At 60.8% G+C, this 22,567-nt stretch carries 25 protein-coding genes and 1 tRNA gene; 11 read left to right on the forward strand and 15 right to left on the reverse strand.

Annotated elements, in window-relative coordinates; translation table 11 throughout:
• The 4 genes from ACZ25R_RS20215 to ACZ25R_RS20230 are packed head-to-tail and all read right to left on the reverse strand — an operon-like array spanning window position 1 to window position 4,197.
• Entirely contained in the window at window positions 1–972 is a 972-nt protein-coding gene (locus ACZ25R_RS20215; protein ID WP_472462010.1) for an ABC transporter permease, read from the reverse strand.
• The gene (locus tag ACZ25R_RS20220; protein ID WP_288192615.1) at window positions 972–2,117 is read right to left on the reverse strand and encodes an ABC transporter permease; all 1,146 of its coding nucleotides are present in this window, start codon (window positions 2,115–2,117) and stop codon (window positions 972–974) included. Before ACZ25R_RS20220 ends, ACZ25R_RS20215 begins: the two co-directional genes overlap by 1 nt.
• On the reverse strand, window positions 2,114–2,668 hold the full coding sequence (locus ACZ25R_RS20225; protein WP_403169097.1) for a cysteine hydrolase family protein: 555 nt from the start codon (window positions 2,666–2,668) through the stop codon (window positions 2,114–2,116). The genes ACZ25R_RS20220 and ACZ25R_RS20225 overlap by 4 nt, the downstream gene beginning before the upstream one ends.
• The gene (locus ACZ25R_RS20230) at window positions 2,665–4,197 is read right to left on the reverse strand and encodes an ABC transporter ATP-binding protein (protein WP_105733934.1); all 1,533 of its coding nucleotides are present in this window, start codon (window positions 4,195–4,197) and stop codon (window positions 2,665–2,667) included. The genes ACZ25R_RS20225 and ACZ25R_RS20230 overlap by 4 nt, the downstream gene beginning before the upstream one ends.
• Before the next feature lie 209 nt (window positions 4,198–4,406).
• Between ACZ25R_RS20230 and ACZ25R_RS20235 the strand changes: the two genes are divergently transcribed.
• The 3 genes from ACZ25R_RS20235 to ACZ25R_RS20245 are packed head-to-tail and all read left to right on the forward strand — an operon-like array spanning window position 4,407 to window position 6,268.
• The gene (locus ACZ25R_RS20235; protein ID WP_464663164.1) at window positions 4,407–5,579 is read left to right on the forward strand and encodes an iron-containing alcohol dehydrogenase; all 1,173 of its coding nucleotides are present in this window, start codon (window positions 4,407–4,409) and stop codon (window positions 5,577–5,579) included.
• Window positions 5,580–5,590: 11 nt separating this feature from the next.
• Entirely contained in the window at window positions 5,591–5,800 is a 210-nt protein-coding gene (locus ACZ25R_RS20240) for a SlyX family protein (protein WP_105733935.1), read from the forward strand.
• 12 nt (window positions 5,801–5,812) lie between these two features.
• Entirely contained in the window at window positions 5,813–6,268 is a 456-nt protein-coding gene (locus tag ACZ25R_RS20245; protein ID WP_464662219.1) for a GNAT family N-acetyltransferase, read from the forward strand.
• Here ACZ25R_RS20245 and ACZ25R_RS20250 read toward each other — a convergent pair whose 3' ends face one another.
• The 3 genes from ACZ25R_RS20250 to ACZ25R_RS20260 all read right to left on the reverse strand — a co-directional run bounded on the left by ACZ25R_RS20250 (window position 6,269) and on the right by ACZ25R_RS20260 (window position 8,628).
• Entirely contained in the window at window positions 6,269–6,904 is a 636-nt protein-coding gene (locus tag ACZ25R_RS20250; protein WP_472462011.1) for a LysE family translocator, read from the reverse strand. It abuts the gene before it with no gap.
• Window positions 6,905–7,036: 132 nt separating this feature from the next.
• The gene (locus tag ACZ25R_RS20255; protein ID WP_223612330.1) at window positions 7,037–8,035 is read right to left on the reverse strand and encodes a BMP family lipoprotein; all 999 of its coding nucleotides are present in this window, start codon (window positions 8,033–8,035) and stop codon (window positions 7,037–7,039) included.
• A gap of 269 nt (window positions 8,036–8,304) precedes the next feature.
• Window positions 8,305–8,628, reverse strand: a complete 324-nt coding sequence (locus tag ACZ25R_RS20260; RefSeq protein ID WP_464662216.1) for a hypothetical protein — start codon at window positions 8,626–8,628, stop codon at window positions 8,305–8,307.
• A 371-nt stretch (window positions 8,629–8,999) separates the two neighbouring features.
• Here ACZ25R_RS20260 and ACZ25R_RS20265 point away from each other — a divergent pair.
• Window positions 9,000–9,090: transfer RNA gene (locus ACZ25R_RS20265), tRNA-Ser, on the forward strand.
• A gap of 25 nt (window positions 9,091–9,115) precedes the next feature.
• Here the strand turns inward: ACZ25R_RS20265 and ACZ25R_RS20270 are convergent.
• Window positions 9,116–9,895, reverse strand: coding sequence for a sulfotransferase family protein (locus ACZ25R_RS20270; protein WP_472462012.1), 780 nt, complete (start codon window positions 9,893–9,895; stop codon window positions 9,116–9,118).
• 278 nt (window positions 9,896–10,173) lie between these two features.
• Here ACZ25R_RS20270 and ACZ25R_RS20275 point away from each other — a divergent pair, with 278 nt between their 5' ends.
• The 4 genes from ACZ25R_RS20275 to ACZ25R_RS20290 all read left to right on the forward strand — a co-directional run bounded on the left by ACZ25R_RS20275 (window position 10,174) and on the right by ACZ25R_RS20290 (window position 12,756).
• Complete coding sequence (locus ACZ25R_RS20275; protein ID WP_472462013.1) at window positions 10,174–10,629, forward strand: hypothetical protein; 456 nt, start codon at window positions 10,174–10,176, stop codon at window positions 10,627–10,629.
• Complete coding sequence (locus tag ACZ25R_RS20280; RefSeq protein WP_472462014.1) at window positions 10,607–11,539, forward strand: sterol desaturase family protein; 933 nt, start codon at window positions 10,607–10,609, stop codon at window positions 11,537–11,539. The genes ACZ25R_RS20275 and ACZ25R_RS20280 overlap by 23 nt, the downstream gene beginning before the upstream one ends.
• Window positions 11,540–11,569: 30 nt before the next feature.
• Window positions 11,570–12,247, forward strand: a complete 678-nt coding sequence (locus tag ACZ25R_RS20285) for a lysoplasmalogenase (RefSeq protein ID WP_472462015.1) — start codon at window positions 11,570–11,572, stop codon at window positions 12,245–12,247.
• 83 nt (window positions 12,248–12,330) lie between these two features.
• Entirely contained in the window at window positions 12,331–12,756 is a 426-nt protein-coding gene (locus ACZ25R_RS20290; protein WP_288194799.1) for an AprI/Inh family metalloprotease inhibitor, read from the forward strand.
• A gap of 12 nt (window positions 12,757–12,768) precedes the next feature.
• Here the strand turns inward: ACZ25R_RS20290 and ACZ25R_RS20295 are convergent, their stop codons facing one another.
• Window positions 12,769–13,197: a DUF4864 domain-containing protein gene (locus ACZ25R_RS20295; RefSeq protein ID WP_472462016.1), complete on the reverse strand. Its 429-nt coding sequence runs from the start codon at window positions 13,195–13,197 to the stop codon at window positions 12,769–12,771.
• A gap of 264 nt (window positions 13,198–13,461) precedes the next feature.
• Here ACZ25R_RS20295 and ACZ25R_RS20300 point away from each other — a divergent pair, with 264 nt between their 5' ends.
• Entirely contained in the window at window positions 13,462–14,733 is a 1,272-nt protein-coding gene (locus ACZ25R_RS20300; protein ID WP_472462017.1) for a multidrug efflux MFS transporter, read from the forward strand.
• Between the two features lie 11 nt (window positions 14,734–14,744).
• On the opposite strand, the gene ACZ25R_RS20305 is transcribed toward ACZ25R_RS20300, so the two are convergent.
• From ACZ25R_RS20305 to argH, 5 genes are all read right to left on the reverse strand, one after another.
• Window positions 14,745–15,218: a GNAT family N-acetyltransferase gene (locus tag ACZ25R_RS20305; protein ID WP_346307625.1), complete on the reverse strand. Its 474-nt coding sequence runs from the start codon at window positions 15,216–15,218 to the stop codon at window positions 14,745–14,747.
• A gap of 79 nt (window positions 15,219–15,297) precedes the next feature.
• Window positions 15,298–16,119 carry an ABC transporter substrate-binding protein gene (locus tag ACZ25R_RS20310; protein WP_223612429.1) on the reverse strand — a complete coding sequence of 274 codons (822 nt, stop codon included), beginning with the start codon at window positions 16,117–16,119 and terminating at the stop codon, window positions 15,298–15,300.
• 59 nt (window positions 16,120–16,178) lie between these two features.
• Window positions 16,179–16,943, reverse strand: a complete 765-nt coding sequence (locus tag ACZ25R_RS20315) for an amino acid ABC transporter ATP-binding protein (protein WP_472462018.1) — start codon at window positions 16,941–16,943, stop codon at window positions 16,179–16,181.
• 2 nt (window positions 16,944–16,945) lie between these two features.
• Window positions 16,946–17,845 carry an amino acid ABC transporter permease gene (locus ACZ25R_RS20320; RefSeq protein WP_464662203.1) on the reverse strand — a complete coding sequence of 300 codons (900 nt, stop codon included), beginning with the start codon at window positions 17,843–17,845 and terminating at the stop codon, window positions 16,946–16,948.
• Window positions 17,846–17,850: 5 nt separating this feature from the next.
• Window positions 17,851–19,290 carry an argininosuccinate lyase gene (gene argH / locus ACZ25R_RS20325; RefSeq protein ID WP_472462019.1) on the reverse strand — a complete coding sequence of 480 codons (1,440 nt, stop codon included), beginning with the start codon at window positions 19,288–19,290 and terminating at the stop codon, window positions 17,851–17,853.
• 65 nt (window positions 19,291–19,355) lie between these two features.
• On the opposite strand from argH, the gene ACZ25R_RS20330 reads away from it, so the two are divergent.
• Window positions 19,356–20,330 (forward strand): LysR substrate-binding domain-containing protein, encoded by a 975-nt coding sequence (locus tag ACZ25R_RS20330; RefSeq protein ID WP_472462020.1) that lies wholly within the window; start codon window positions 19,356–19,358, stop codon window positions 20,328–20,330.
• Between the two features lie 158 nt (window positions 20,331–20,488).
• On the forward strand, window positions 20,489–20,746 hold the full coding sequence (locus ACZ25R_RS20335) for a DUF982 domain-containing protein (RefSeq protein WP_105733947.1): 258 nt from the start codon (window positions 20,489–20,491) through the stop codon (window positions 20,744–20,746).
• A gap of 54 nt (window positions 20,747–20,800) precedes the next feature.
• Here the strand turns inward: ACZ25R_RS20335 and ACZ25R_RS20340 are convergent, their stop codons facing one another.
• Complete coding sequence (locus ACZ25R_RS20340) at window positions 20,801–22,480, reverse strand: GMC family oxidoreductase (protein WP_472462021.1); 1,680 nt, start codon at window positions 22,478–22,480, stop codon at window positions 20,801–20,803.
• Window positions 22,481–22,567: the final 87 nt, after the last annotated feature.

Raw genomic sequence — 22,567 nt, forward strand, 5'->3', positions numbered from 1 at the left:
CTATCGCTCTTTCACATAGGCCACACCACCCGCCTTGGGCGGAATTGCCTTGCCGATGAAACCGGCCAGCAGCACGATGGTGAGAATATAGGGCAAGGCCTGCATCAGCTGTACGGGAACCTCACCGATGAGTGGCAGGGGATGCCCCTGCATGCGGATGGCAATGGCATCGAGAAAGCCGAAGAGCAGGCAGGCAAACATGGCATGGACCGGCCGCCACTTGGCGAAGATCAGGGCGGCAAGCGCGATATAGCCCTTGCCTGCGGTCATATCCTTGACGAAACCCGCCCCTTGCGCTGTTGCCAGATAGGCACCGGCGATGCCGCAGAGCAAGCCGCAGCAGATCACCGCGCGGTAACGCAGCCACGGCACGGAAATGCCAGCCGTATCGACCGCCGCCGGGTTTTCACCGACCGCGCGCAGGCGCAGGCCGAAGCGCGTGCGGTACAGCACCCACCAGGTGAACGGCACCAGCAGGAAGGCGAGATAGACCAGCACGGAGTGGCCGGAAATCAGCTCGGAATAGATGGCGCCGATGACCGGAATGCCGTTCAGCGTTTCCACGCCCGGCAGGTCGATCGGGTTGAAGCGCGCGGCATTGGGCAGCGACGGCGTGCGCCCGCCCTGCTGGAACCAGGCCTGGCCGAGAATAACGGTGGTGCCGGCGGCGATGAAGTTGATGGCAACGCCCGAAACGATCTGGTTGCCGCGATGGGTGATGGAGGCAAAGCCATGCACCAGCCCCAGCGCAACGGAAACCACAACGGCCGCAAGCAGCCCGGCATAGGCCGAGCCGGAATAGGTGGCCGCGGCACCTGCCGCGAAGGCGCCGGCCAGCATCTTGCCTTCCAGACCGATATCGAAAATACCGGCACGTTCGGAATAGAGCCCGGCAAGACAGGCCAGCAGCAGCGGCACAGAGAGGCGGATCGTTGAATCAAGAACCTGCAGAATGACGGTGAAGCTATCCATTATTGACCTCCCTCGGCGGCAACGGCCGGTGTGGACTGGCGCTTCGTCCGGGCGAACCGCTGCAGGACGCGCAACAGGGTCGGGCGGAACATGTGCTCCAGCGCGCCGGCAAACAGGATCACCAGGCCCTGGATGATGACGATCATGTCACGGGAAATATTGGGCATGTCGAAGGCGATTTCCGCACCGCCCTGGTAGAGCATGCCGAACAGGATGGCGGCGAGAACGATGCCCGCCGGATGCGAACGTCCCATCAGCGCCACGGCAATGCCGACGAAACCGGCGCCGGCGACGAAATCAAGCTGCACGCGGTGCTGCGCCCCCATGATCGGGTTCAGCGCCATCATGCCGGCCAGCGCGCCCGATATCATCATGGTGATGACGATGATCCTGACCTCGCCGATACCGGCATAGCGCGCGGCCTTGGGGCTGTAGCCCATGGTGCGGATTTCATAGCCGAGCTTGGTGCGCCAGATGAGCACCCAGACAAGGAAGGCGGCAACCAGCGCCAGGAGGAAGCTGATGTTGAGCGGTGCGGAGCGCATGTTCAGCCCGATCAGGCTGAGCAGCCAGCCAAGGCCCGGCAATTGCCCGCCATCGCCGAAGACACGGGTTTCCGGTGCCTGTGTGCCCGACGCCTTGAGATATCCCACCAGCAGATAGACCATGATGCTGGCGGCAATGAAGTTGAACATGATCGTGGTGATGACCACGTGCGAGCCGCGCTTGGCCTGCAGCCAGGCCGGAATGAGGGCCCAGAGCGCGCCGACCAGCCCCGAGGCAATGATCGCCAGCGGAAAGGTGATCCACCAGGGCAGGACATTGCCGAGGCCAAGGCCGACCACCGCAACGCCGAGGCCGCCAATATAGGCCTGCCCCTCGCCGCCGATGTTGAACAGGCCGCAATGAAACGCCACGGCGACGCAAAGACCGGTGAAAATGAAGTTCGTCGCATAGTACAGCGTGTAGCCGACGCCATCGCCGGAGCCGAAGGCGCCCTTGACCATCAGGACGGCGGCATCGATCGGGCTTTCGCCGACCAGCAGAACGACGAGGCCCGCAACAAAAAAGGCCACGATCAGATTGATCAGCGGCAGCAGGCCATAGTCAGCCCAGGCGGGCAGTTTGGCAAAGGGCTGGCTCATGGCAGGGCCTCAATGATGGCGTCGGACGTGGAGATTTTGGCATATTCGCCATCAAGAACGGACAGCGCCAGTGCGTGAACATCTTCCGCGCTCCAGCTCTTGCCGCGATGATCGGTGCGATCGATGCTGGCCACGGCATCCTCGGGAACAATCACCTCAAAGCCGAGATTGGCCGCCATGCGCACGGTCGCATCAACGGAGTTTTCGAGAAGGACCCCCGTTACCACGAGGCTGTGCACCTGCAATTCGTCGAGAACGTCCATCAGATCGGTGCCAATGAAGGCATTGTTGGTGCGCTTGTCGACCACGGGCTCGCCCACCTGCGGCGCCACCTCGGGCTTGAAATCATTGCCCGGCGTGCCGGGGCGATAGGGCGATGCCGGATCGGTGGAATCATGCTTGATATGGACGACGGGCAGGCGGCGCTCCCGCCATGCGCCGAGCAGCCGCGCAATCTGCGCCTCGGCGTCCGGCTGGCCGCGGCGGCCCCATTTCGGATCATCGATGGCATTCTGCACATCGATGACGAGAAGTGCCTGGGTGGTGGTCATTCCGCCGCCTCCTGATTTTCAACGCCGGCCATCAGAAGACCCAGCTCGCCTTCGCTCGCATCCGCATCGCGTTCTCCGACGATGCGTCCGGCGAACATCACCAGAATGCGGTCGGACAGGGAGCGGATTTCATCCAGCTCAACCGAAACGAGCAGCACGGCCTTGCCCGCATCGCGCATCTCGATGATCCGCTTGTGGATGAATTCAATCGCACCGACGTCAACACCGCGCGTTGGCTGGCCGATGATCAGCACGCCCGGGTCACGCTCGATCTCGCGGGCCAGAACGATCTTCTGCTGGTTGCCGCCGGAAAAATTCGCGGTTTTCAGGCGCGGATCGCTCGGGCGGATGTCATATTTCTCGATCTTCTTGCGTGCATCGGCCTTGATGGCGTCGATATCGAGGAATGGCCCGTTCAGATAGAGCGGATCATCGTGGTAGCCGAGGATGGAATTCTCATATTCCTCGAAGGCAAGAACCAGCCCCATGTGATGCCGGTCTTCCGGCACATGGGCGAGGCCGCGATCACGCAATTCGCCCGGATCGGCGGCACCGGTGATATCGATGACCTGCCCGTCCAGGAGCACGCGGCCGGACACGGCCGTGCGAATGCCGGCGACCGTCTCGATCAGCTGCGACTGGCCATTGCCCGCCACACCGGCAATGCCGACGATTTCGCCGGCGCGAACCGTGAAGGATGCATTGTCGACCATGACCACGCCGCGGCTGTCGCGCACCGTGAGATTTTCTACCGAGAGCTTGACCTCGCCCGGCTTGGCTTCGCCTTTCTGCACGCGCAGGAGAACCCGGCGTCCGACCATCAGTTCGGCCAGTTCCTCGACCGTCGTCTCCGCGGTCTTGCGCGTTGCCACGACCGCGCCCTGGCGCATGACGGACACATTGTCTGTGACGGCCATGATCTCACGCAGCTTGTGGGTGATGAGAACGATGGTTTTGCCCTGCGCCTTGAGCTGCTCCAGAATACGGAACAGATGATCGGCTTCGGCTGGCGTCAACACACCGGTCGGCTCGTCGAGCACCAGAATATCAGCGCCGCGATACAGGGCCTTGAGGATTTCAACACGCTGCTGCAGACCGACCGGCAATTCCTCGATCAGCGCATCGGGATCGACATCCAGCTGGTATTCCTGTTCCAGCCGCTTCAGCTCGGCGCGAGCCTTGGCAATGCCCCGCTTCAGGAGCGGTGCGCCCTCGACACCGAGCATGACATTTTCAAGCACGGTGAAATTTTCAACCAGCATGAAATGCTGATGCACCATGCCGATGCCCAGCCCGATGGCGGCATTGGGATCGCTGATTCTGACCGGCGCACCATTGATGCGGATTTCGCCATTATCGGCCTGATAAAACCCGTAGAGAATGGACATAAGCGTGGACTTGCCAGCGCCATTTTCCCCGATAATACCGTGAATAGTGCCTTTTTCGACGCGCAAATGAATGTCGCGGTTGGCGTGAACTGCACCAAACCGCTTATCAATTCCAACAAGTTCAATCGCCGGTTCTGCCATGTCCCCATCCGCTGTTGATCAGCTTTTTATCGTTCCGAACTTTTGACCCTAGAGCAAAGAAAAATCAAATGGAACCGGTTCCGTTGGGTCCCCGATTGCTCGTTCACCGGATTTTTTACTTTTTAGTCAAGAATTGCATATTTCCCGTTCCGTAGCGGGCCTCGACAAACCGGGCCCGGCTCTGGCAATCTCCTGACATGGCCGACATCATCGCTCCCTTCGCTTTCCACACCACGCCGCGCATCGTCTTTGCGGCAGGCGCCAGCGGCGATATCGCCGCGCACCTGCGCATAAAGCCCAGGGACCGGCTGCTTGTCGTCACGGATGCCACCATCCTGGCCCTTGGACTGGCGCAACCGGCCATTGCCAGCCTGCAAGCCGCCGGAGCCGATATCACGGTGTTCGGCGAGGTGGAAGCGGATCCATCGCTCGATACACTGCTGAATGCCGTGGACGTGGCCCGGGAAAACAGCGTGAACCATGTGCTCGGCTTTGGCGGCGGTTCCTCGCTGGATGTGGCCAAACTCGTCGCGCTGCTCGCAGGTTCAAATGAAAATCTCGACGATGCCTGGGGCGTGGGCAATGCCCGGGGACCGCGCCTGAAATTGACGCTTGTTCCCACCACCGCCGGAACCGGCTCCGAGGTGACGCCGGTTTCCATCATCACCGTCGGCAGCAATGAAAAACGCGGCGTCTCGTCACCGCTCATCCTGCCCGACGTGGCGCTGCTTGACCCGGACCTGACCCTCGGCCTTCCGCCGCATGTGACGGCGGCGACGGGTATCGACGCCATGGTGCATGCCATCGAGGCCTATGCCTCGAAGAACGCCAACAACAATCCGCTCTCCCGGGCGCTGGCCGTCGAGGCCTTGCGGCTTCTCGGCGCGAACATCGAGACCGCGGTTTTCCATGGCCGGGACAAGGCGGCGCGTTCGGCCATGCTGCTCGGTTCGATGCTGGCCGGACAGGCCTTCGCCAACTCCCCCGTTGCCGCTGTCCACGCCCTTGCCTACCCCATCGGCGGGACCTTCCATGTGCCGCATGGCCTGTCCAATGCCTTGGTTTTGCCCCATGTGCTGCGGTACAACGCGGCCGATTCGATGAATGGGGCGGCCACACACTATGCTGCTTTGGCGCCGCATGCTTTCGCCGGTATCGATGTGTCGGGAGGGGCAGAGCGCATCTGCAACAGGTTTATCGACCGCCTGGCTGGCCTCTCGGCCCAGCTGGGGCTGCAGACGCGGCTGCGCGATGTCGGCATTGGCGAGGATGATCTGCCTGTGATGGCGGCCGATGCCATGAAGCAGGGGCGGCTTCTCGTCAACAACCCGCGGGATGTGACCGAGGCCGATGCCTTGGCGATCTACAGAACGGCCTGGTAACGGAGAGAGAAATGACCGCTGATACGGACCGTGTCACCAGCCTGGAAATCCTGGTGACGGAACAGGAAAAAACCATTGAAGAGCTTTCTGCCCAGATTGCCGAACAATGGACCGTAATCGAAGCCATGCGCCGGAAGCTCGATGCCTTGACGGACCGCTTCCTTGTTCTCGAAGAACAAACCACGCCGGACATTCCGGTGACCAAACCACCCCACTGGTAGGCTGGATATTCCATGATCACCGTAGAACCCTTGGAAAATCGCCCCGAGCTTGTTCCCGTATGCGCGCGCTGGAATTTTCATGAATGGGGCCATGCCGACGGCCGGAGCATGGAGCAGACCATCGACGCCTTCATGGAGCTGCTGGCGCCCGGGAGCCGGCAGAAAGCCTTTGTCGCGCTCGTGTCCGGCTTTCCCTCCGGACTGGTGCTTCTGATCGACAATGATCTCGACAGCCATGCCCATCTCACGCCCTGGCTGGCCAGCCTGTATGTCGACCCTGCCTTCCGCAACAAGGGTGTCGGAAAGCAGCTGATCGCGGCGGCGGAAAATGCTGCCCGCGACCAAGGCCATTCAGAGCTTTATCTCTACACGGACAAGCCCGACTACTACCGCGCCGCAGGCTGGCAACACCACGAAGCGCTGGCCGGCGAGAACGCTGGAATGGCGATCCTCAATCGCGCCCTCTGATCAGATCCTGTGCGTCTTGAACGCCTCGACGATCAGCTTCATGCCCAGCGCACCCATGACGACCCCGGCGCCGCGGTCGATCCATGCCTTGAACCCGGCATAGGCCGCACGGGCTCTTGTCGTCGAGAACATGGTGGCAACGAGCGTGTACCAGCCCGTCTCAATCAGAAACACCATGGGCGGCAGCGCCAGCAACAGCCAGAGCGGTGCGTCAGCGGGCAACAGCGCGGCAAAGAGGCTGGCATAGAAAATTGCTGTCTTGGGATTGCTCAATTGGGTCATCAGGGCAAAGGAGAATGACCGGGCCAGCGACAAATGCCCACCAGTTCCCGTCAAAGCCAGGGGTTCGGATGCATTGCTCCAGATGCGAATGGCAATGTAGATCAGATAGGCCCCGCCGGCGACTTTCAGGATCAGATAAAGCCATTCGACCTGCATCAGCAGGGCGGTCAGCCCCAGAACGGCCAAACAGCAAAAAATCGCGCCGCCTATGCCCATGCCCAGCGCGGCCGCCACGCCGTGCAAACGCGGCGAGGTGATGGCAATACGGGAAACCAGGACGAAGCTTGGGCCGGGGCTCATCGCGCCCAGCAGCAGAACCCCAAGAATGGTGAAGAAAACGGCGATCGCAGACATGGGATGATCTCCAGCGTGCGTCAGTGACGCGGAGCGGCATATTCTCATGTTTCATGGATAAAACAAGCAGCCACGGCGCCCAAAACAAAGCCGCCGGTCTTGCAACCGGCGGCCCGTCAGATCGGTGAAACATCAGCCCTTGTAGGGGCAGGCATTGTCCGTGTTGTAGTTGTGAACCTTGACCTTGCCCGAAATGATATCGGCCTTTGCCGCCTCGACGGCCTTCTTGACATCGTCGGTCAGCAGCTTGGCGTTGTTTTCGTCGGCGGCATAGTCGACGCCGCCTTCCTTGACGCCGAGAACATTGACGCCGGCGGTGAACTTGCCGTCCGCGCCATCCTTGAACGCGTTGTAGGTGGCCACGTCGACGCGCTTCATCATCGAGGTCAGAACCTTGCCCGGATGCAGGCCGTTCTGGTTGGAATCAACGCCGATACCGAGCTTGTTTGCATCGGCAGCCGCCTGCAGCACACCGATACCGGTGCCGCCGGCCGCCGCGAAGATCACGTCAGAGCCCTGATCCATCTGCGACTTGGCAATTTCACCACCCTTGGCAGGGTCGTTCCAGGCGGCAGGCGTGTCGCCGGTCATGTTCTGGATGACCTTGGCAGCCGGATTTGTCGCCTTCACGCCGCCGACATAGCCGCAGGCAAAGTTGCGGATCAACGGTACGTCCATGCCGCCGACAAAGCTTACCGTGCCGCTCTTCGAGGTCTTGGCGGCGATAACACCAACGAGATAGGAGCCTTCATTGTCGTTGAAGACAACCGACCGCACGTTTGGCTTGTCGACAACCGCATCGATGATGACGAATTTCGTATCCGGAAATTCCGTCGAGACCTTTTCAATGGCCGCAGCAGCGGAGAAACCGGCGATCACGATCGGCGAGTTGCCATCGGAAGCGAATTTGCGCAGAGCCTGTTCGCGCTGGGCTTCGTTCTGGATTTCGAACTCGCGGAATTTTACGCCGGATTCCTTGGTGTATTTTTCTGCGCCATGAAACGCAGCCTCGTTGAAGGATTTGTCGAATTTGCCGCCGAGATCGAAGATCAAGGCAGGTTTGTTGTCCGCGGCATAGGCCGAGAAGGACATGGCTGTGGCAGCCAGCAGACCAAGAACAATACGCTTCATTTGATACCAACCCTCTGGATTTTGTTAAGCAGGACCGGCATTCCGCCGGTTCCCGACTGTGTTGCGGCCCATCCCGTCACAGCCGCCCCGAAAGCAATCTTGCACGGCTCACGGCAAAATTCACGCGGAATTTTGCCTCCCGGTCAAATATTGCGAAATAACCGAGCCCTATCAGTACCTTATGCAGATTTCGCCTGTGGAACAGGGCAAGCTATGCCCGCTGGCGCGCAGGCCGCGACAGACCACCGGATTCCGGGCGGGATCGCGCCTCAGCGCGCGGCGAAGCGGCCGGCACGGTTTTCGCGCCGGTAGCCCAGGCTATAGAGAAGCAGGGCCAGAATGGTGAACACGACGAAGGTGGGCGTTGCAAGAATCCACAGCATCAGCGGATCCCACAGCACGGGATAGAGACGGGCCTTGAAATAGGCCTCGACGACGCCGAGGGATGAGGCGGAGAGCGATTGCCAGCTTTCCTGCAGGGGGGTGGTCACCAGATGCGACGCCCCCACGGACCGCGCCGCGTCAAGAACCGCAGCGATGATTGCCATGGCAAGCGCAATATAGGCAAAAAGCCTCAATACAGGTCGGATCACGTCTTTCTCCAAAGTCATCGGCCGGTGCCATCAGGCGCCGGGAAAACGGTATTCTAGCGTGGAACGCCTACCGGTTGAATGCAAACTTACCGGCATTTTGGGACCGAACGATGAAGTTTCCCTGAAAATTCGCAGCAATTTCAGTGACAAAGGAATGAAATTATGCCAAAGCGCATTTATGTTGAAATAGGTGTTGAACAAGAGCCTGTTCTGACTATAGTGCGCGCCGCACGGGGTCGTTGTTGGCTAACCATCTTCAAGTGACTCGCGCAAACTCCAAAGACTGAGTGACCGATGGTTGACGGTGCTCCTGAGCCGGGTTTTCCGGCTGAGAACGACCAACCCGACCGGCCCCATGCCGGACGAATTGCGGAGAGGTGGCCGAGTGGTTGAAGGCGCACGCCTGGAAAGTGTGTTTACGTCAAAAGCGTAACGCGGGTTCGAATCCCGCTCTCTCCGCCAGTTTCCTTCCCTTCACGCCGATCCATCAGATATAGCCGAGAGATGCCAGCAGGCGCTTTGCCGCCGGCGGAACATCGTCATCGGAAAACAGCGCGGTGTAGGCCCCCGTGTGGGCAAACGGGTTTTCCGCGACATAATCGTCATTCGACTGCTCATCCGCGCCAAGAACGACGTGCCGCGCATGATCCGCACTCGACAGCCGGATGCCGCAATACCGGGCGATATAGGCGCCGACTTCGGCGGGATATCGCAGCAGATCCTCCTGCCTTATGGCGATGTGATCGACCTCGTTTTCCCAGGACCGCCACGCCCCGATGGCGCCGACCCACTGTTCGAAACCATGATTGACGTCGTCGGCTATTTGCTTGCGCAGCATGCTCGCCACCACATCCCGGCCATCCCTGTAGATGTAGATCACTTTGGCATTGGGGAAATGCGCCTTGATTTCCCGCATGTGAAACACGTAGTCAGGCCATTTGTCGCCCCATTTCCAGCGCGGCTTGTTGCCATAAACCGCGTGAAGCGCGGCGGGGAAGCCAAGCTCCGCCTCCTCGCCCGAAAGCTTCATTCGATAATTCCAGTGTTGCAGCCATTCCGTGTTTTCAACTTCCAGATGCTTGTTGTGCAGCCAGTCGGAAAGTGAAAATTCATGCTTCCATGCGCCCCAAGCAAACAGAGCCCATTCATTAGAAATAGTAATACCGTTCTCATTCAATATTCGAACGAGCGCTGTTGTACCACTTCTCTTGCATCCACAGATTATCACTGGACTAAGTTTTGAATCGTCCCCCATATACCCCTGCATCACCGCCCCAATATCATTATATTCTTTTATTGTTTTAATTCATGTCAAGGGTGTCAGCGAAATATACAGCAGGAAATACACGGCATGGCCGGGTATCACTTAGATTTGAACAGTATATCCCTTGGGAGCGCCAGCCTGCCAAAGCCTCGAACCGCACGCGAAACCTCTGTGATTGTGCATTGATCCGCACTGTGGAAAACTATTTGCGGGAGAACGGGACGGTCCCACGATTCGGCACAGGGGCCGGGCGATGGGCCGGCATCATGGGGAGGTGTGCATTGCTCGGCTTGCCAGCACTGATCGGCATGATTGTTGTCGGTATTTCAGTCGGCGTCCTTGCCGTGCACCTGGCTGGCGGCAGCGCGCGGCCGCAGCTCGCCGGTGATGACGAGACCCGATCGATCTTCCTTGCCGATTTCCCCGGAAGCCGCATCGGGCCGATTGTCTACACGCGTGACCGGCGGACGGCGTTTTTCGAACTCCCCACGCAGCGCACCGGCATTGTGCATGGCATCGGCAACAAGTTCCTGACGCGCTGTATTTCCGCGCCCGATGTTGCAGGTGCCGAACCGGCGGGCGATCGCGCGCTCAAGGTGCGCTGGTACGACATCACATGGCCGCGCCAGACATTTTCATTTGCCAGCGAAACAGAGCGACGTATCGTCCAGGCCTGGCTTCAGGCTCCAGCGATGTCTGCCGAAGGGATCACCCATGAACGCGCCCATGTTCTTTGACGTCACGAAACTGGCCGTACCGTTCTATATCCTTGCCATCCTCATTGAACTTGTGGCCATCCGCTACTGGCACCGCAAAGGCGACTTCGAGACGCGCGATACACTGACCAGCCTGTTGATGGGCACGGGCAATGTCACCGCCGGGCTGCTTCTGGGTTTCGTTTCGGTGACAGCCCTGATGTGGGTCTGGCAGTTCCGCCTGTTCGATCTCGGCCTGCACTGGTGGGTGTTCATCGCGGCGTTCGTTTTCGACGATCTGCGCTATTACTGCTATCACCGTATTGCCCACCGCGTGCGCTGGGTCTGGGCGGAGCATGTCAACCATCACTCCAGCCAGCATTACAACCTTTCCACGGCCCTGCGCCAATCCTGGACCGGTCAGATAACCGGCATGTTCATTCTGCAGGTGCCGATGGTGCTGCTCGGGTTCCACCCCGCCGTGATCGCCTTTGTCTACGGGTTCAACCTCGTCTACCAGTTCTGGATTCACACCGAAGCCATCGGCAAGATGTGGCGCCCGTTCGAATTCATCTTCAACACCCCGTCGCATCACCGCGTGCATCACGCCACCAACCCGCGTTATCTCGATGCCAATTTTGCCGGCACGCTGATCATCTGGGACCGCATGTTCGGGACATTCGTCGAAGAGCTGGATGAGGATGTTCCGCGCTATGGGATCGTCCGGAATATCGGCACATTCAACCCGGTGCGTGTGGCCTTCCACGAATGGGCCGGCATGCTCAAGGATGTGTTCTCGCCGGGTCTGACCTTGCGCGAGCGGCTGCTCTATATGGCCGCCCCGCCGGGCTGGAGCCATGACGGCAGCCGCAGAACCTCGGAAGACCTGAAAGCGGATTATGTCAGGCTGCATCCCGGGGAAGCGGGCAAGGCCGGACTGCCAGAACTGTGACACGGCACTGAAACCTTGCGGGGAACGGCAATGACACCCAAGACACAACCGGCCATCCGGCCGGCGCTGCACAGGCTGTTCGCGATTGCGGCGGTGGCAGCCATTGCCAGCGCGCTGCTCGGTACGGACGGGCGCTGGCTGCACTACGTCAGCAAGCCGCTGGCGACGGCGCTGCTGCTGCTCCTGGTCGTGCAGACGGCCAACCCGGTTTCGAAGCGCTATCAATGGGCGATTGCCGCGGGCCTGGTCTTTTCGCTGTGCGGCGATATTTTCCTGATGCTGCCGCAGGATCTGTTCGTCGCCGGGCTGATCTGTTTTCTCATCACGCACTGCGCCTATATCGTCGCGCTGACCGGTGATCTCCGCCTCGGCGCCGTGCCCCTCACCTTCGCCGCCTGCGCCCTCTTGGCGCTGGCAATCGTCTGGGGCCTGTGGTCAAGCCTGCCTGCGGAACTGAAGCTTCCTGTCACGGTCTATGCGGCGGTTCTGGCCGCGATGGGCGCCCAGGCCATCAGCCGGGCCCAATGCCTTGCAACGTCCCCTGCCCGGCTGGCGGGCATGGGCGGCATGCTGTTTCTGGCCAGTGACACGCTGCTGGCCTATGGGAAATTCCGCTTCGCCATGCCGCTTGGCCCCCTCTGGGTGCTGGGAACCTATTATGCCGCGCAATGGTTCATTGCGCGGTCGGTCGCATCATCCGGTCAGTGAAACTGCACCGTTTCTCCCGATCACCGCATTGGCGGTTTTCCGGCGGGAGAATTGCGGGTAGATTTACCGATAGACAGGAAACAGTGACAGGTCTGATCATCATGCGGAACACGGTTGCCTCGCTTTTTCTCATGGCCATCTTGCCGGTAACGGCGGCACTGGCTGAAGATCTCAAACCGATGGATATGGATGCCGTCGATCCCGATCTGCTCGAAAGCTTTTTTGGCCCATGGCAAATTCGCGACGAAGGCGGCAACAGGCTGTGCAAGGTGACGCTCAAACGGGACGAGACCATTGGCGGCTCGCAGATCGATATTGATCCGGCCTGCGTCAAGGCATTTCCCGTCATGGGCGACATCACCGCGTGGCGGCTGAAGGAAAACTGGACCATCGAACTCGTCGACGCGACGCGCAAGACGCGCATCACCTTCGAGACGCCGGACGAGACCTACATCGCGCAGCCGCAGACGGACGGCATATTCACCATCGAGCAACTGGCTGGCGAATGAGCGGCCGGCCGCTCAGATTTCGGGTCCGGGCGCGGCCTGCATCATGCGGACGGCATTGATCTTCCAGCTGCCGTCGGGCTGTTTCGTCAACTGGTACAGCGCCGTCCAGTCCTTGTCGTCGGGACCGCGGATGACGACTTCCTGCACGATCTCGCTATCCGACACCTTGCTGCGGCCGAAGGCAAAATTGCCCGGCCGGTATACGGGCTGGTAGGCCCGCTTGACCATCTCGAAAAACATGTCCTGATTGACGAACTTGCCCTGAATGGCCGGCGAGGCGAAGGAATAGGCGGTTGCCGCATCGTCACTGAGAAAGGCGGCGATCTGCTTCCTGATGATCGACTGTCCCGTATCCAGCGGTTCATCGGCCATCGCCGCACCCGGCATGGCGATCAACAGGAACAGGCCGAAAATGATATAAGCGGGAAATGTCTTCATCATGCCGTCTCCTTGCATCTGCCGGGACAACCAGCCGACAGGATAAACCTCCTGCGGATGAAGTCCACTGCCCGGTTCTTCCGCTGCAATACGTGGCGGTCATGGTGATGGATCACTTTGCTGCGAATCCCGGCGATTGCGACTTGTTGCCACTTCAAGCCGGTCGGACGATTGCTATTGGCTGGCTGCGGTGAAACAGTGCGAACGAGTTCGGTGCTCGAAAGAGTGAGAGGCACGGCAGCCCCCCTGCCGCGAAAACATGTTTCCATGAATACACCTGATCAACAGCATGGCACGGGCGGTACAACCGTGACCGCTGCGCCCGCTCCGGCCATTGCCGGTGAATCCGAGACTGAATCGCGCTATTGGCGCCAGAACCTTGTCGTCTGCCTCATCGGATCGTTCACGACGATCGTGGCCATGACGCTGCTTCTGCCCTTCCTGCCGCTCTATGTCGAACAGCTGGGCGTCAAGGAACACGCGGCAATCGTGCAATGGTCAGGCGTGGCCTATGGCGCCACCTTTTTCACCGCGGCCCTCGTCGCGCCGCTCTGGGGGCGGCTCGCCGATCTCTATAGCCGCAAGCTGATGCTCATTCGCGCGAGCCTCGGCATGGCCGTCGCCATGTCGCTGATCGGCATGGCCACGGACGTGTGGCAGCTCGTGGCGCTGCGTCTCGCTGCCGGACTGCTCGGCGGCTATGCCTCCGGTTCCACCGTGCTGGTGGCGACCCAGACGCCGAAGGCACGCACCGGCTGGGCGCTCGGCACCCTGTCGTCGGGCATCATGGCGGGCAATCTGGTGGGCCCGCTGATCGGCGGCGGCCTGCCGCCCCTGATCGGCATACGCCAGACGTTCTGGCTGGCGGGCGGCGTGATTTTCCTGACCTTCATCGCCACCAGTCTTTTCATCAAGGAGGAGCGGCGCCCGCCGAAAAGCAAGGGCGCCAAGGTGACGGGCGGCTGGTCGGCGATTCCCGACAAGCGCCCCATCATCGCCATGCTGGCGACCAGCCTGCTGCTGATGCTGGCCAACATGTCGATCGAACCGATCATCACGGTCTATGTGGCGCAGCTGGTCACCGATGCCAGCAAGGTGACGATTGTTTCCGGCGTCGTCATGTCGGCGGCGGCGCTCGGCAGCATCCTGTCGGCGTCACGGCTGGGCAAGCTGGCCGACCGCGTCGGCCATTGGAACGTGATCATTGCCGCCCTCGCCGTATCGGCTTTGCTGCTGATACCCCAGGCTTTCGTGACCGAGGGCTGGCAGCTGATCGGACTGCGGTTTCTGATGGGGCTGGCGCTTGGCGGGCTGCTGCCCTGCATCACCAGCGTCATCCGGCACAATGTTCCGGACCGGGTCGCAGGCGGCATCCTGGGCTATTCGACATCATCGCAATATGCCGGACAGGTCGTCGGCCCCTTGGCCGGCGGCTTCATCGGCGGGCATTTTGGCATGCGCGCCGTGTTTCTGGCAACCTGCGTGCTGCTGGCCCTCGGTTCGGCCTATTGCTGGCTGGCGCGGCCGCGGCAGTCTTAGTAAGCCAACGCTTACGCGTTACCGGCTTTCGCGGCGGCGGCAGCAAGCGCCTCGCCATCCATCCGGTAAAAAAGCTTGTCCGGCAGCGGAGACGCGCTGAAACCATTGTAGAAGGCCAGGACTTTCGGATTGTTGCGGTCGGCGGTCCAGTCGACGCGCTTGTAACCCCGCTCCAGCGCCAGTTTGGCCAGTGCATGCATCAGCGAGGTCCCGGCTCCGCTGCTGCGGTGCGCCTTTGAAACGAAGAGCTCCTTGAGAAACAGGCCGGATTGCAGACCCGGCCCCGGATAGATCGACGAGAACGCGGCAAAGCCAACGAGCTCATCCGTGCCGGCGACCAGGATTTCCGTCCCATCGGGCATATCGCGCAATCCGCGCAGTATTTCCGCGCGCGGCGGACAGGGCACGTTGTAATGGGCCTGCATTTCCTCAAACAGGGCCGCAAGCTGCGGGTGATCCGACGGATTGGACAAACTGACTTTCATCAATCCCGCATTCCTTTCCATGCAAAGGCGGCTCCAGCCAAAACCGGAACCGCCTCTTTCGTCTCTTCGGCCCTATGCTTTATTCGCCGGCATTGATGGTAACGGGCGTCAGCTTGTTGGCCTTCAAACCATACTTTTCCAGAAGTGCATCATAGGTACCATTCGCCTGCAGTTTTTCAAGCGCCACTTTCACCGCATCGCGCAATTGGGTCTCGCTTTTCAGGACCGGAATGCCGGCCAGCGACTGGCTGAATGCCTCGCCGAGCGTAACGTAAGTATCTGGTTCCAGCTTCTGGTTGTAGGGAAGGGTTTCGTTGCCCTGGGCCGCTGCCTGAAGACGCTGGCTCTTGATCTGCGTGCGGGCATCGGCGGACCCTTCCGTGCCCATCACATTGATCGCAGGCTTGCCCTTGGCAACGCAGTTGGCTTCACTCCAGGCGGTGATCTGCGCGGGCCAATCCGTCGAGCGGCTGGCGCCCACCGACTTGCCGCAAAGATCGTCCACCGACTTGATTTCGCCGGCCAGGGCCTTGGATGTGTAGAACTGCGCACCCGACTTCATGTAATCGACGAAGTCCGCGGTTTCCTGGCGGGCCTTCTTGTCGCTCATGCCGGCCATCGCCAGATCGACGCGGCCTGTCTGCAGGGACGGCAGCATCTGGGCAAACGCGATTTCCTGCCATTCGACTTTCAGACCAAGTTCCTTGCCGATGGCTTCGCCAAGCTCGATGTCAAAACCCTGCAGCACATTGGTGGCCGGGTCCTTGTAGGTGATCGGCGGATAGTTCGGCATGGTCGCGATAACAAGTTTACCGGCATCCTTGATGCGGGCCGGAAGGTCCTGTGCCATGGCAGAAAAGCTGAATGCCAGCGCTCCACCGAGAATTGCAAGCCGTGTCATGGTTTTCATGTCTGATTCCTCTCTGGCCGGTTCTTCCGGCCTGTTGATTTCAGTTCGGCTCAGGACAACACCGCTGCGATGAAGTCCTGCGTGCGTTTTTCTTTCGGGCTGCTGAGGATGTCGTGCGGGGTTCCGGTTTCGACAATCCGGCCGCGGTCCATGAACACCACCCGGTGCGCAACCTCGCGGGCGAAACCGAGTTCGTGCGTGACCACGATCATCGTCATGCCACTGGTGGCGAGATCGCGCATGACATTCAGCACGTCGCCAACCAGTTCCGGATCGAGCGCCGATGTCGGTTCGTCGAACAGCATCAGTTTGGGCTGCATGGCGAGGGCGCGGGCAATCGCGATCCGCTGCTGCTGCCCGCCGGAAAGCTCGCTGGGATAGGCATCCTTCTTGTCGGCCAGACCGACCCGTTCGAGCAAAGCCATGGCTTCCGGGATGACGCTGCTTTTCGCACGCTTCTGGACGATAACCGGCCCTTCGACGATGTTTTCCAGCACCGTCATATGGGCGAAAAGGTTGAACCGCTGGAACACCATGCCGCTTGCCAGGCGCTGGCGCGAAATCTCCGCATCGGTCAGTTCATAGAGCTTGTTGCCCTCCTGGCGAAAGCCGACCAGTTCGTCGTCGACCCAGATGGCACCGGAGTCGATGCGCTCCAGCTGGTTGACACAGCGCAGGAGCGTGCTTTTGCCGGAGCCCGAAGGTCCGATGATACACAGGACTTCGCCGTGACTGATTTCAAGCGACACGTTCTGCAACGCGTGAAACGGCCCGAAATACTTGTTGACGTCTACCGCTACGACCATGGCTGACATGTTCAGACTCCTTCCGCTGCGGCAGGTTCGGTGCGCTTGCCGGTCCGGCGCCCCAGACTTTTCGAATAGTGCTTCTCGAGGAGATGCTGGCCGATGGAAAGAATGGTCACAACCGCCAGATACCAGATGGCCGAAACGATCAGCAGTTCCATGACGCGGTTGTTGGCGTAGTACACGGCCTGTGCGTTGCGCAGGATTTCCGCGTACTGGATGACGCTGGCAACCGAGGTCAGCTTGACCATGCTGATCACTTCATTGCCGACAGGCGGAATGATCACGCGCATGGCCTGCGGCAGCACGATACGGCGCAGCATGGTCAATCGGGTCATGCCGATGACCTTGGCGGCTTCGATCTGGCCGTTGTCGACGGACAGGATACCACCGCGCACGACCTCGGCGGTGTAGGCGCCCTGATTGATGCCAAGGCCGAGCAGCGTCGCCATGAACGGCGTCATGAAATCGACGGTGCGCATTTCGAACAGGCCGGGAATGCCGAGTGTCGGAAAGATCAGCGCGAGATTGAACCAGAGCAGCAGCTGCAGCAGCAGCGGCGTTCCCCGGAAAAACCAGATGTAGAAAACCGCCACATATTTCAGCACCGGATTGGGCGACATGATCATGATGGCGAAGACGACACCGAGCAGCAGGCCGAGGGCCATGGCACAGATCGTCATCAGGATGGTGTTCCACAGACCGGCGAGAATGGCCGGTGCGGTGAAGAACTGGCCGACCACCGGCCAGGCAATCTGGCCCTGGGCAAAAGCCTTGACGATCATGGCCAGTGCCAGAATGATCAGGGCGGCGGCCAGCCAGCGGCCATAGTGGCGCCGGGGCTGGTGCTTCAGGTGCGCAATGGAATATTTGGCAGGCGGGACGGAAACCGTGTGTTCGATATTGGCCATCGTACTCATCCTTTCAAAGCCGCTGTCGGGCTCGCATAGGAGGATAGCCACTCCCGCTGCGATTCCAACACGGTTTTGAGCCTGACGATCTGCTCGCGAACCCGGTCCGGAGCCGTTCCGCCATAGCCCTTGCGCGCGTCGACGGCCGCCTGCGGCGACAGGCTTGACCGGATCGACGGCAGCAGCCTGACATCGACGGCGGCAAGGTCATCGTCGCTCACATCCTCAAGGCCGATATTCCTGTCTTCACAGTAACGCACCAGCGCACCGGTGATTTCATGCGCCTCGGAGAAGGGCACGCCCGTCTTGGCCAGCCAGTCGGCAACTTCCGTTGCCAATGTGAAGCCATCGACCGACTGCCTGCGCATGATATCGGTGTTGACGCGCATGGTCCGGATCAGGCCGGCCATGGCGGGCACGACGAGCGTCAGGGCATCGATCGTATCGAAGGCGGCATGCTTGTCCTCGGCAAGGTCACGGTTATAGGCGAAAGGCAGCCCCTTGAGGGCGACGAGCATCGTCGTCAGGCTACCGATCAGCCGGGAAGCACGGCCCCGCGTCAGTTCGGCGATATCGCAGTTCTTCTTCTGCGGCATGATCGACGAGCCGGTGGCATAGCCATCATCCATTTCGATCCAGCGGAACTGGCGCGAGGACCACAGGAAAAGCTCCTCGGCAAGACGCGACAGGTGCACGCCGAACATGGCCGTGACAAAGAGGAATTCCGCCACATGGTCGCGGCTGCCCACCGCATCGATGGAGTTTTCGCACGGCGCGTCATAGCCAAGCTCGTGCGCCGACAGCTCCGGCTGCACGGCGATGCTTGAACCCGCCATGGCAGCCGCTCCGAGCGGCGAGCGTGCCGCGCGCCTGTCCCAATCGCGCAGCCGATCAAGATCGCGGGCAAAGGTCTGGGCATGGGCCAGCAGCTGATGGGCAAAGCTGATGGGCTGGGCCGGCTGCAAATGGGTGAAACCCGCAGTGAGCGTCGTCACGTGGGCTTCCGCCTGGTCGGTCAGCGCCTGCTGCAGGAGAAGAATATCCGCGCCGAGCCCGCGCGCCACATCGCGCAGATAGAGCTTCAGGTCGTTGGCGGCCTGATCATTGCGGGAACGGCCTGCCCGCAGCTTGCCGCCGAGCGCGCCGATGCGTTCGCCCAGAACCCGCTCCAGGAATGTATGAATGTCCTCATCGGCGGCGGATGGCTCGATCGCGCCGGCCGCGTAGTCGGCGCCGATGCCCTTGATCGCCGCGAAAACCGTTTCGGCTTCGGCCTCGGTCAAAATCCCGGCGCGCACCAGTTCCCGCGCATGGGACAGCGACGAGGTCAGGTCATACGGGACAAGCCGGAAATAGCTGCTTTCCGAACGGGAAAGCGCTGTCAGCTCAGGTGATGGACTCGTCCTGAAACGCGCGCCCCACAAACGGACGGACTGCTCGGTCATGGCATTTATTCCCCTTTTTCTCGTTGTTGGAAGCTTATGGTTGTGTTTTTGACACGACAAACGAAATGAATTCGCATATCCATTCCAAAAAGGAATACCCTCTGTTCCGAAGAACCAGCGAGGCGAAGGCGATGGTATCCGGCCGGATATATCCGTCCACACGGGCATTGCAGGTCATTGCGGCGATTGCCGAACATGGCAGCACGACGGCCTGCGCCAAGGCGTTGAACATGACGCAGAGTGCCGTCAGCAAGCAATTGCTGGCACTGGAAGCCCTGGCCGGCGTTCCGCTGTTTGTCCGCACCCCCTACGGCCTCTCGACCACGGAAGCAGGCAGGATTTATGTGGTCGAAGCCCGCATCGCGCTTGGCGCCATGGAGAATGCGGCCTTGCGGGTTGCCGCATTGGGATCGTCGCCCAATGCCATCAAGCTGCACATCCTGCCGATCATGGGCGACCGCTGGCTGATCCCGCGCTTTGCCAGCTTCGCCGAAGCACATCCGGACATCAATGTCGAACTGTCGACCTTTGCCAATAACGATCTGATCAACCAGGCGGATGCCGCGTTTCGTTTCGGCGAAGGCGATTGGCCGGATCAGGACAACCACTACCTCTTTGGCCGGGAGGTGGCGCTTGTCGGCGCGCCGCACTTCATTGCCCGGCTTGGCGGCATCCGGCATCCCGGCGACATCGGCGCGTTCCCGCTGCTCCACCACAAGTACACGCCCCTGCGCTGGGAAGAGTTTGCCCAAGCGCAGCGCATCACCGATTTCGCGCCGGACCGTATCACGCATTTCGGCTTCTATGCGCTGGTCATCCGGGCGGCGATTGCCGGACAGGGGCTGGCACTGGTGCCGCGCGGCCTGATCGCCGACGAGCTGGCCAGCGGCAAGCTCGTCAATCCGCAAGGCTTCGGGTTCGTCAGCCGCCACGCCTATTGGCTGACCTGTCCGCAGGACCGTCCGCAACGGCCGGCCATGCGCATATTCCTTGACTGGCTGCTGCGGGAAGTCAGTTCCATGCCGTCCGACATGCGGTAAACCGGCCGGTCAAACCTGCGTGTTTTCAGGGCCCATCCCATTCAAAAATATTTAATCAACTTGTCATGGAACCGGACGGACTCCCGACGCATTTCCTCGTCTAGTCTGGTACTGCCAAACAGCATGCCATGCTCATCAGAATACTCAGGGAGGAAGTGATGAACGACAAGCGTTTTCCCATACCGGTCATGGTGAAACTGGGCGCGACGGGCCAAAGGGCCATTACCAGTGTCTGGGAAGCGATGGAGTGCCTGCAACGCTACTGGCCGTCGAAGACCGGCGCGAGCTATCGCCGCGCATTGCAGGCCTGTCTCGATGCCCTGGACGGGTGGAAACCCGCCCACAAGGCGCGCCATGCCTTTATCAGCGCCGCGCGCGATGCCGGGGTGTTTCTCGACACGAGACTGCGTCAGTAATCGGAGCGGGCGGCGCCGGGACCCATATGCTCCGGCGGCGCTCCTTCTCCGATATCAGCGAATATCCGCCCGCGCCCGCGGGCGTTTTTCATTCAGCTCATGGCTGAACACAGCGGGCGGCAGCGGCGCAAGCTTGCGGATGATATCGGCGCCCTTTTCGCCCATCATGATGGTCGGTGCATTGGTGTTGCACGAGGGAACCCGCGGCATGACAGAACTGTCGCAGACACGCAGCCCCTCCAGCCCATGCACCTTCAGGTCGAGGCCGACAACAGCCATGGAATCGGTGCCCATCCTGCAGGTGCCGACCGGATGATGATCGGTCTTGGCATTGGCGCAGCCGTAATCGAACAATTCCTCGTCCGAATTGTATTTCGGCCCCGGCAGGCGTTCCGCCATGACGAAGGGCTTCAGTGCCGCCTGGTTCATGATTTCGCGGGCAAGTTTCAATCCTTCGATCGACATCTTGCGGTCGTGCGGATCGCTCCAGTAGTTGGGATCGATCAGCGGCGCGGCCATTGGATCGGCCGATTGCAGCCGCACCGTGCCGCGCGACCGCGGATGCAGATAGGCCGAATTCAAGGTGACACCGGCGTTCTTCAGCCGTTCGACACCCGCCTCGATGCCCGACCCCAGCCCGAGATGGAACTGGATATCCGGCGAACGGGCGTCGGGATCGGCGTACCAGAAACCGCCTGTTTCAAACAGGCTGGACGCGACGGGACCGGAGCGGAACAGCACATATTGCAGCCCAGCCCACAGCGTGCGGTGCAGCTTGGCGACACCGTCATAGGTGTGATCGCCGGTGCATTCGGAAATCACGAACAGATCCAGATGATCCTGCATGTTCTCGCCGACACCGGGCAGGTTGTGCACGACGGGAACGCCGGTTTTCCGCAGGTGATCCGCCGCGCCGATGCCCGACTGCAGCAGCAGTTTCGGCGAACCGATGGCGCCGGAACTGACCAGCACTTCCCGCTCGGCGCGGATGATTTCGCGGGTATTGCCTTTGGCGATTTCAACACCGACGGCCCGGCCGTTCTCCACCACGATTTTTGTCACCTGCGCGCCCATGCGGACCGTCAGGTTCTTGCGGCCTCTGACCGGGGCAAGATAGGCCATCGAGGCCGATGAGCGGCGGCGATCGCGCTGGGTCAGCTGGTAGAAACCGACACCGGCCTGCTGCCTGCCGTTGAAATCATGATTGTAGGGAATGCCGAGTTCCTGCCCGGCCCGGATATAGGCATCGCAGATCGGCAGTGTCGCCACCGGCATGGAAACACCCAGCGGCCCGCCATAAGAATGGTAGTCATCGGCAAAACGCTGATTGTCTTCGGCACGCTTGAAGTAGGGCAGCACGTCGCGGTAGCTCCAACCGGCACAGCCATCTTCCGAGGACCACAGGTCGTAATCGGTTGCATTGCCGCGCGTATAAAGCTGTGCGTTGATGCTGGAGCCGCCACCGATGACCTTGGCCTGCGTGTAGCGCAGCACGCGGTTCTTCATGTGCTTCTGCGGCACGGTCGACCAGCCCCAGCTGGCGACACCCTTGGTCATCTTGGCAAAGCCGGCCGGCATATGGAACAGCGGATTCCAGTCGCCGCCGCCGGCCTCGAGCAGCAGGACCTTTACATCGGGGTCCTCGCTGAGGCGATTGGCAAGCACACACCCGGCAGGGCCGGCACCGGTGATGATGTAATCGTAGGAGGATGATTTTTGCGCTGGGTTTGCCATGACTCAGGCACCCCCCTCTGGGCTGCCGCCCATCTCCCCCACAAGGGGGGAGATCACATCGGCATTGACGTTTTTGCATCTTGAACA

The sequence above is a fragment of the Phyllobacterium sp. RCAM01083 genome, assembly GCF_055685835.1.

What these genes read in the sequence shown, in the direction of transcription:
- ACZ25R_RS20215 (WP_472462010.1), bottom strand. Translation starts at nt 972, where the DNA reads ATGGATAGCTTCACCGTCATTCTGCAGGTTCTTGATTCAACGATCCGC.
- ACZ25R_RS20220 (WP_288192615.1), bottom strand. Translation starts at nt 2,117, where the DNA reads ATGAGCCAGCCCTTTGCCAAACTGCCCGCCTGGGCTGACTATGGCCTG.
- ACZ25R_RS20225 (WP_403169097.1), bottom strand. Translation starts at nt 2,668, where the DNA reads ATGACCACCACCCAGGCACTTCTCGTCATCGATGTGCAGAATGCCATC.
- ACZ25R_RS20230 (WP_105733934.1), bottom strand. Translation starts at nt 4,197, where the DNA reads ATGGCAGAACCGGCGATTGAACTTGTTGGAATTGATAAGCGGTTTGGT.
- ACZ25R_RS20240 (WP_105733935.1), top strand. Translation starts at nt 5,591, where the DNA reads ATGACCGCTGATACGGACCGTGTCACCAGCCTGGAAATCCTGGTGACG.
- ACZ25R_RS20245 (WP_464662219.1), top strand. Translation starts at nt 5,813, where the DNA reads ATGATCACCGTAGAACCCTTGGAAAATCGCCCCGAGCTTGTTCCCGTA.
- ACZ25R_RS20250 (WP_472462011.1), bottom strand. Translation starts at nt 6,904, where the DNA reads ATGTCTGCGATCGCCGTTTTCTTCACCATTCTTGGGGTTCTGCTGCTG.
- ACZ25R_RS20255 (WP_223612330.1), bottom strand. Translation starts at nt 8,035, where the DNA reads ATGAAGCGTATTGTTCTTGGTCTGCTGGCTGCCACAGCCATGTCCTTC.
- ACZ25R_RS20270 (WP_472462012.1), bottom strand. Translation starts at nt 9,895, where the DNA reads ATGCAGGGGTATATGGGGGACGATTCAAAACTTAGTCCAGTGATAATC.
- ACZ25R_RS20280 (WP_472462014.1), top strand. Translation starts at nt 10,607, where the DNA reads ATGAACGCGCCCATGTTCTTTGACGTCACGAAACTGGCCGTACCGTTC.
- ACZ25R_RS20285 (WP_472462015.1), top strand. Translation starts at nt 11,570, where the DNA reads ATGACACCCAAGACACAACCGGCCATCCGGCCGGCGCTGCACAGGCTG.
- ACZ25R_RS20295 (WP_472462016.1), bottom strand. Translation starts at nt 13,197, where the DNA reads ATGATGAAGACATTTCCCGCTTATATCATTTTCGGCCTGTTCCTGTTG.
- ACZ25R_RS20300 (WP_472462017.1), top strand. Translation starts at nt 13,462, where the DNA reads ATGAATACACCTGATCAACAGCATGGCACGGGCGGTACAACCGTGACC.
- ACZ25R_RS20305 (WP_346307625.1), bottom strand. Translation starts at nt 15,218, where the DNA reads ATGAAAGTCAGTTTGTCCAATCCGTCGGATCACCCGCAGCTTGCGGCC.
- ACZ25R_RS20310 (WP_223612429.1), bottom strand. Translation starts at nt 16,119, where the DNA reads ATGACACGGCTTGCAATTCTCGGTGGAGCGCTGGCATTCAGCTTTTCT.
- ACZ25R_RS20315 (WP_472462018.1), bottom strand. Translation starts at nt 16,943, where the DNA reads ATGTCAGCCATGGTCGTAGCGGTAGACGTCAACAAGTATTTCGGGCCG.
- ACZ25R_RS20320 (WP_464662203.1), bottom strand. Translation starts at nt 17,845, where the DNA reads ATGGCCAATATCGAACACACGGTTTCCGTCCCGCCTGCCAAATATTCC.
- argH (WP_472462019.1), bottom strand. Translation starts at nt 19,290, where the DNA reads ATGACCGAGCAGTCCGTCCGTTTGTGGGGCGCGCGTTTCAGGACGAGT.
- ACZ25R_RS20330 (WP_472462020.1), top strand. Translation starts at nt 19,356, where the DNA reads ATGAATTCGCATATCCATTCCAAAAAGGAATACCCTCTGTTCCGAAGA.
- ACZ25R_RS20335 (WP_105733947.1), top strand. Translation starts at nt 20,489, where the DNA reads ATGAACGACAAGCGTTTTCCCATACCGGTCATGGTGAAACTGGGCGCG.
- ACZ25R_RS20340 (WP_472462021.1), bottom strand. Translation starts at nt 22,480, where the DNA reads ATGGCAAACCCAGCGCAAAAATCATCCTCCTACGATTACATCATCACC.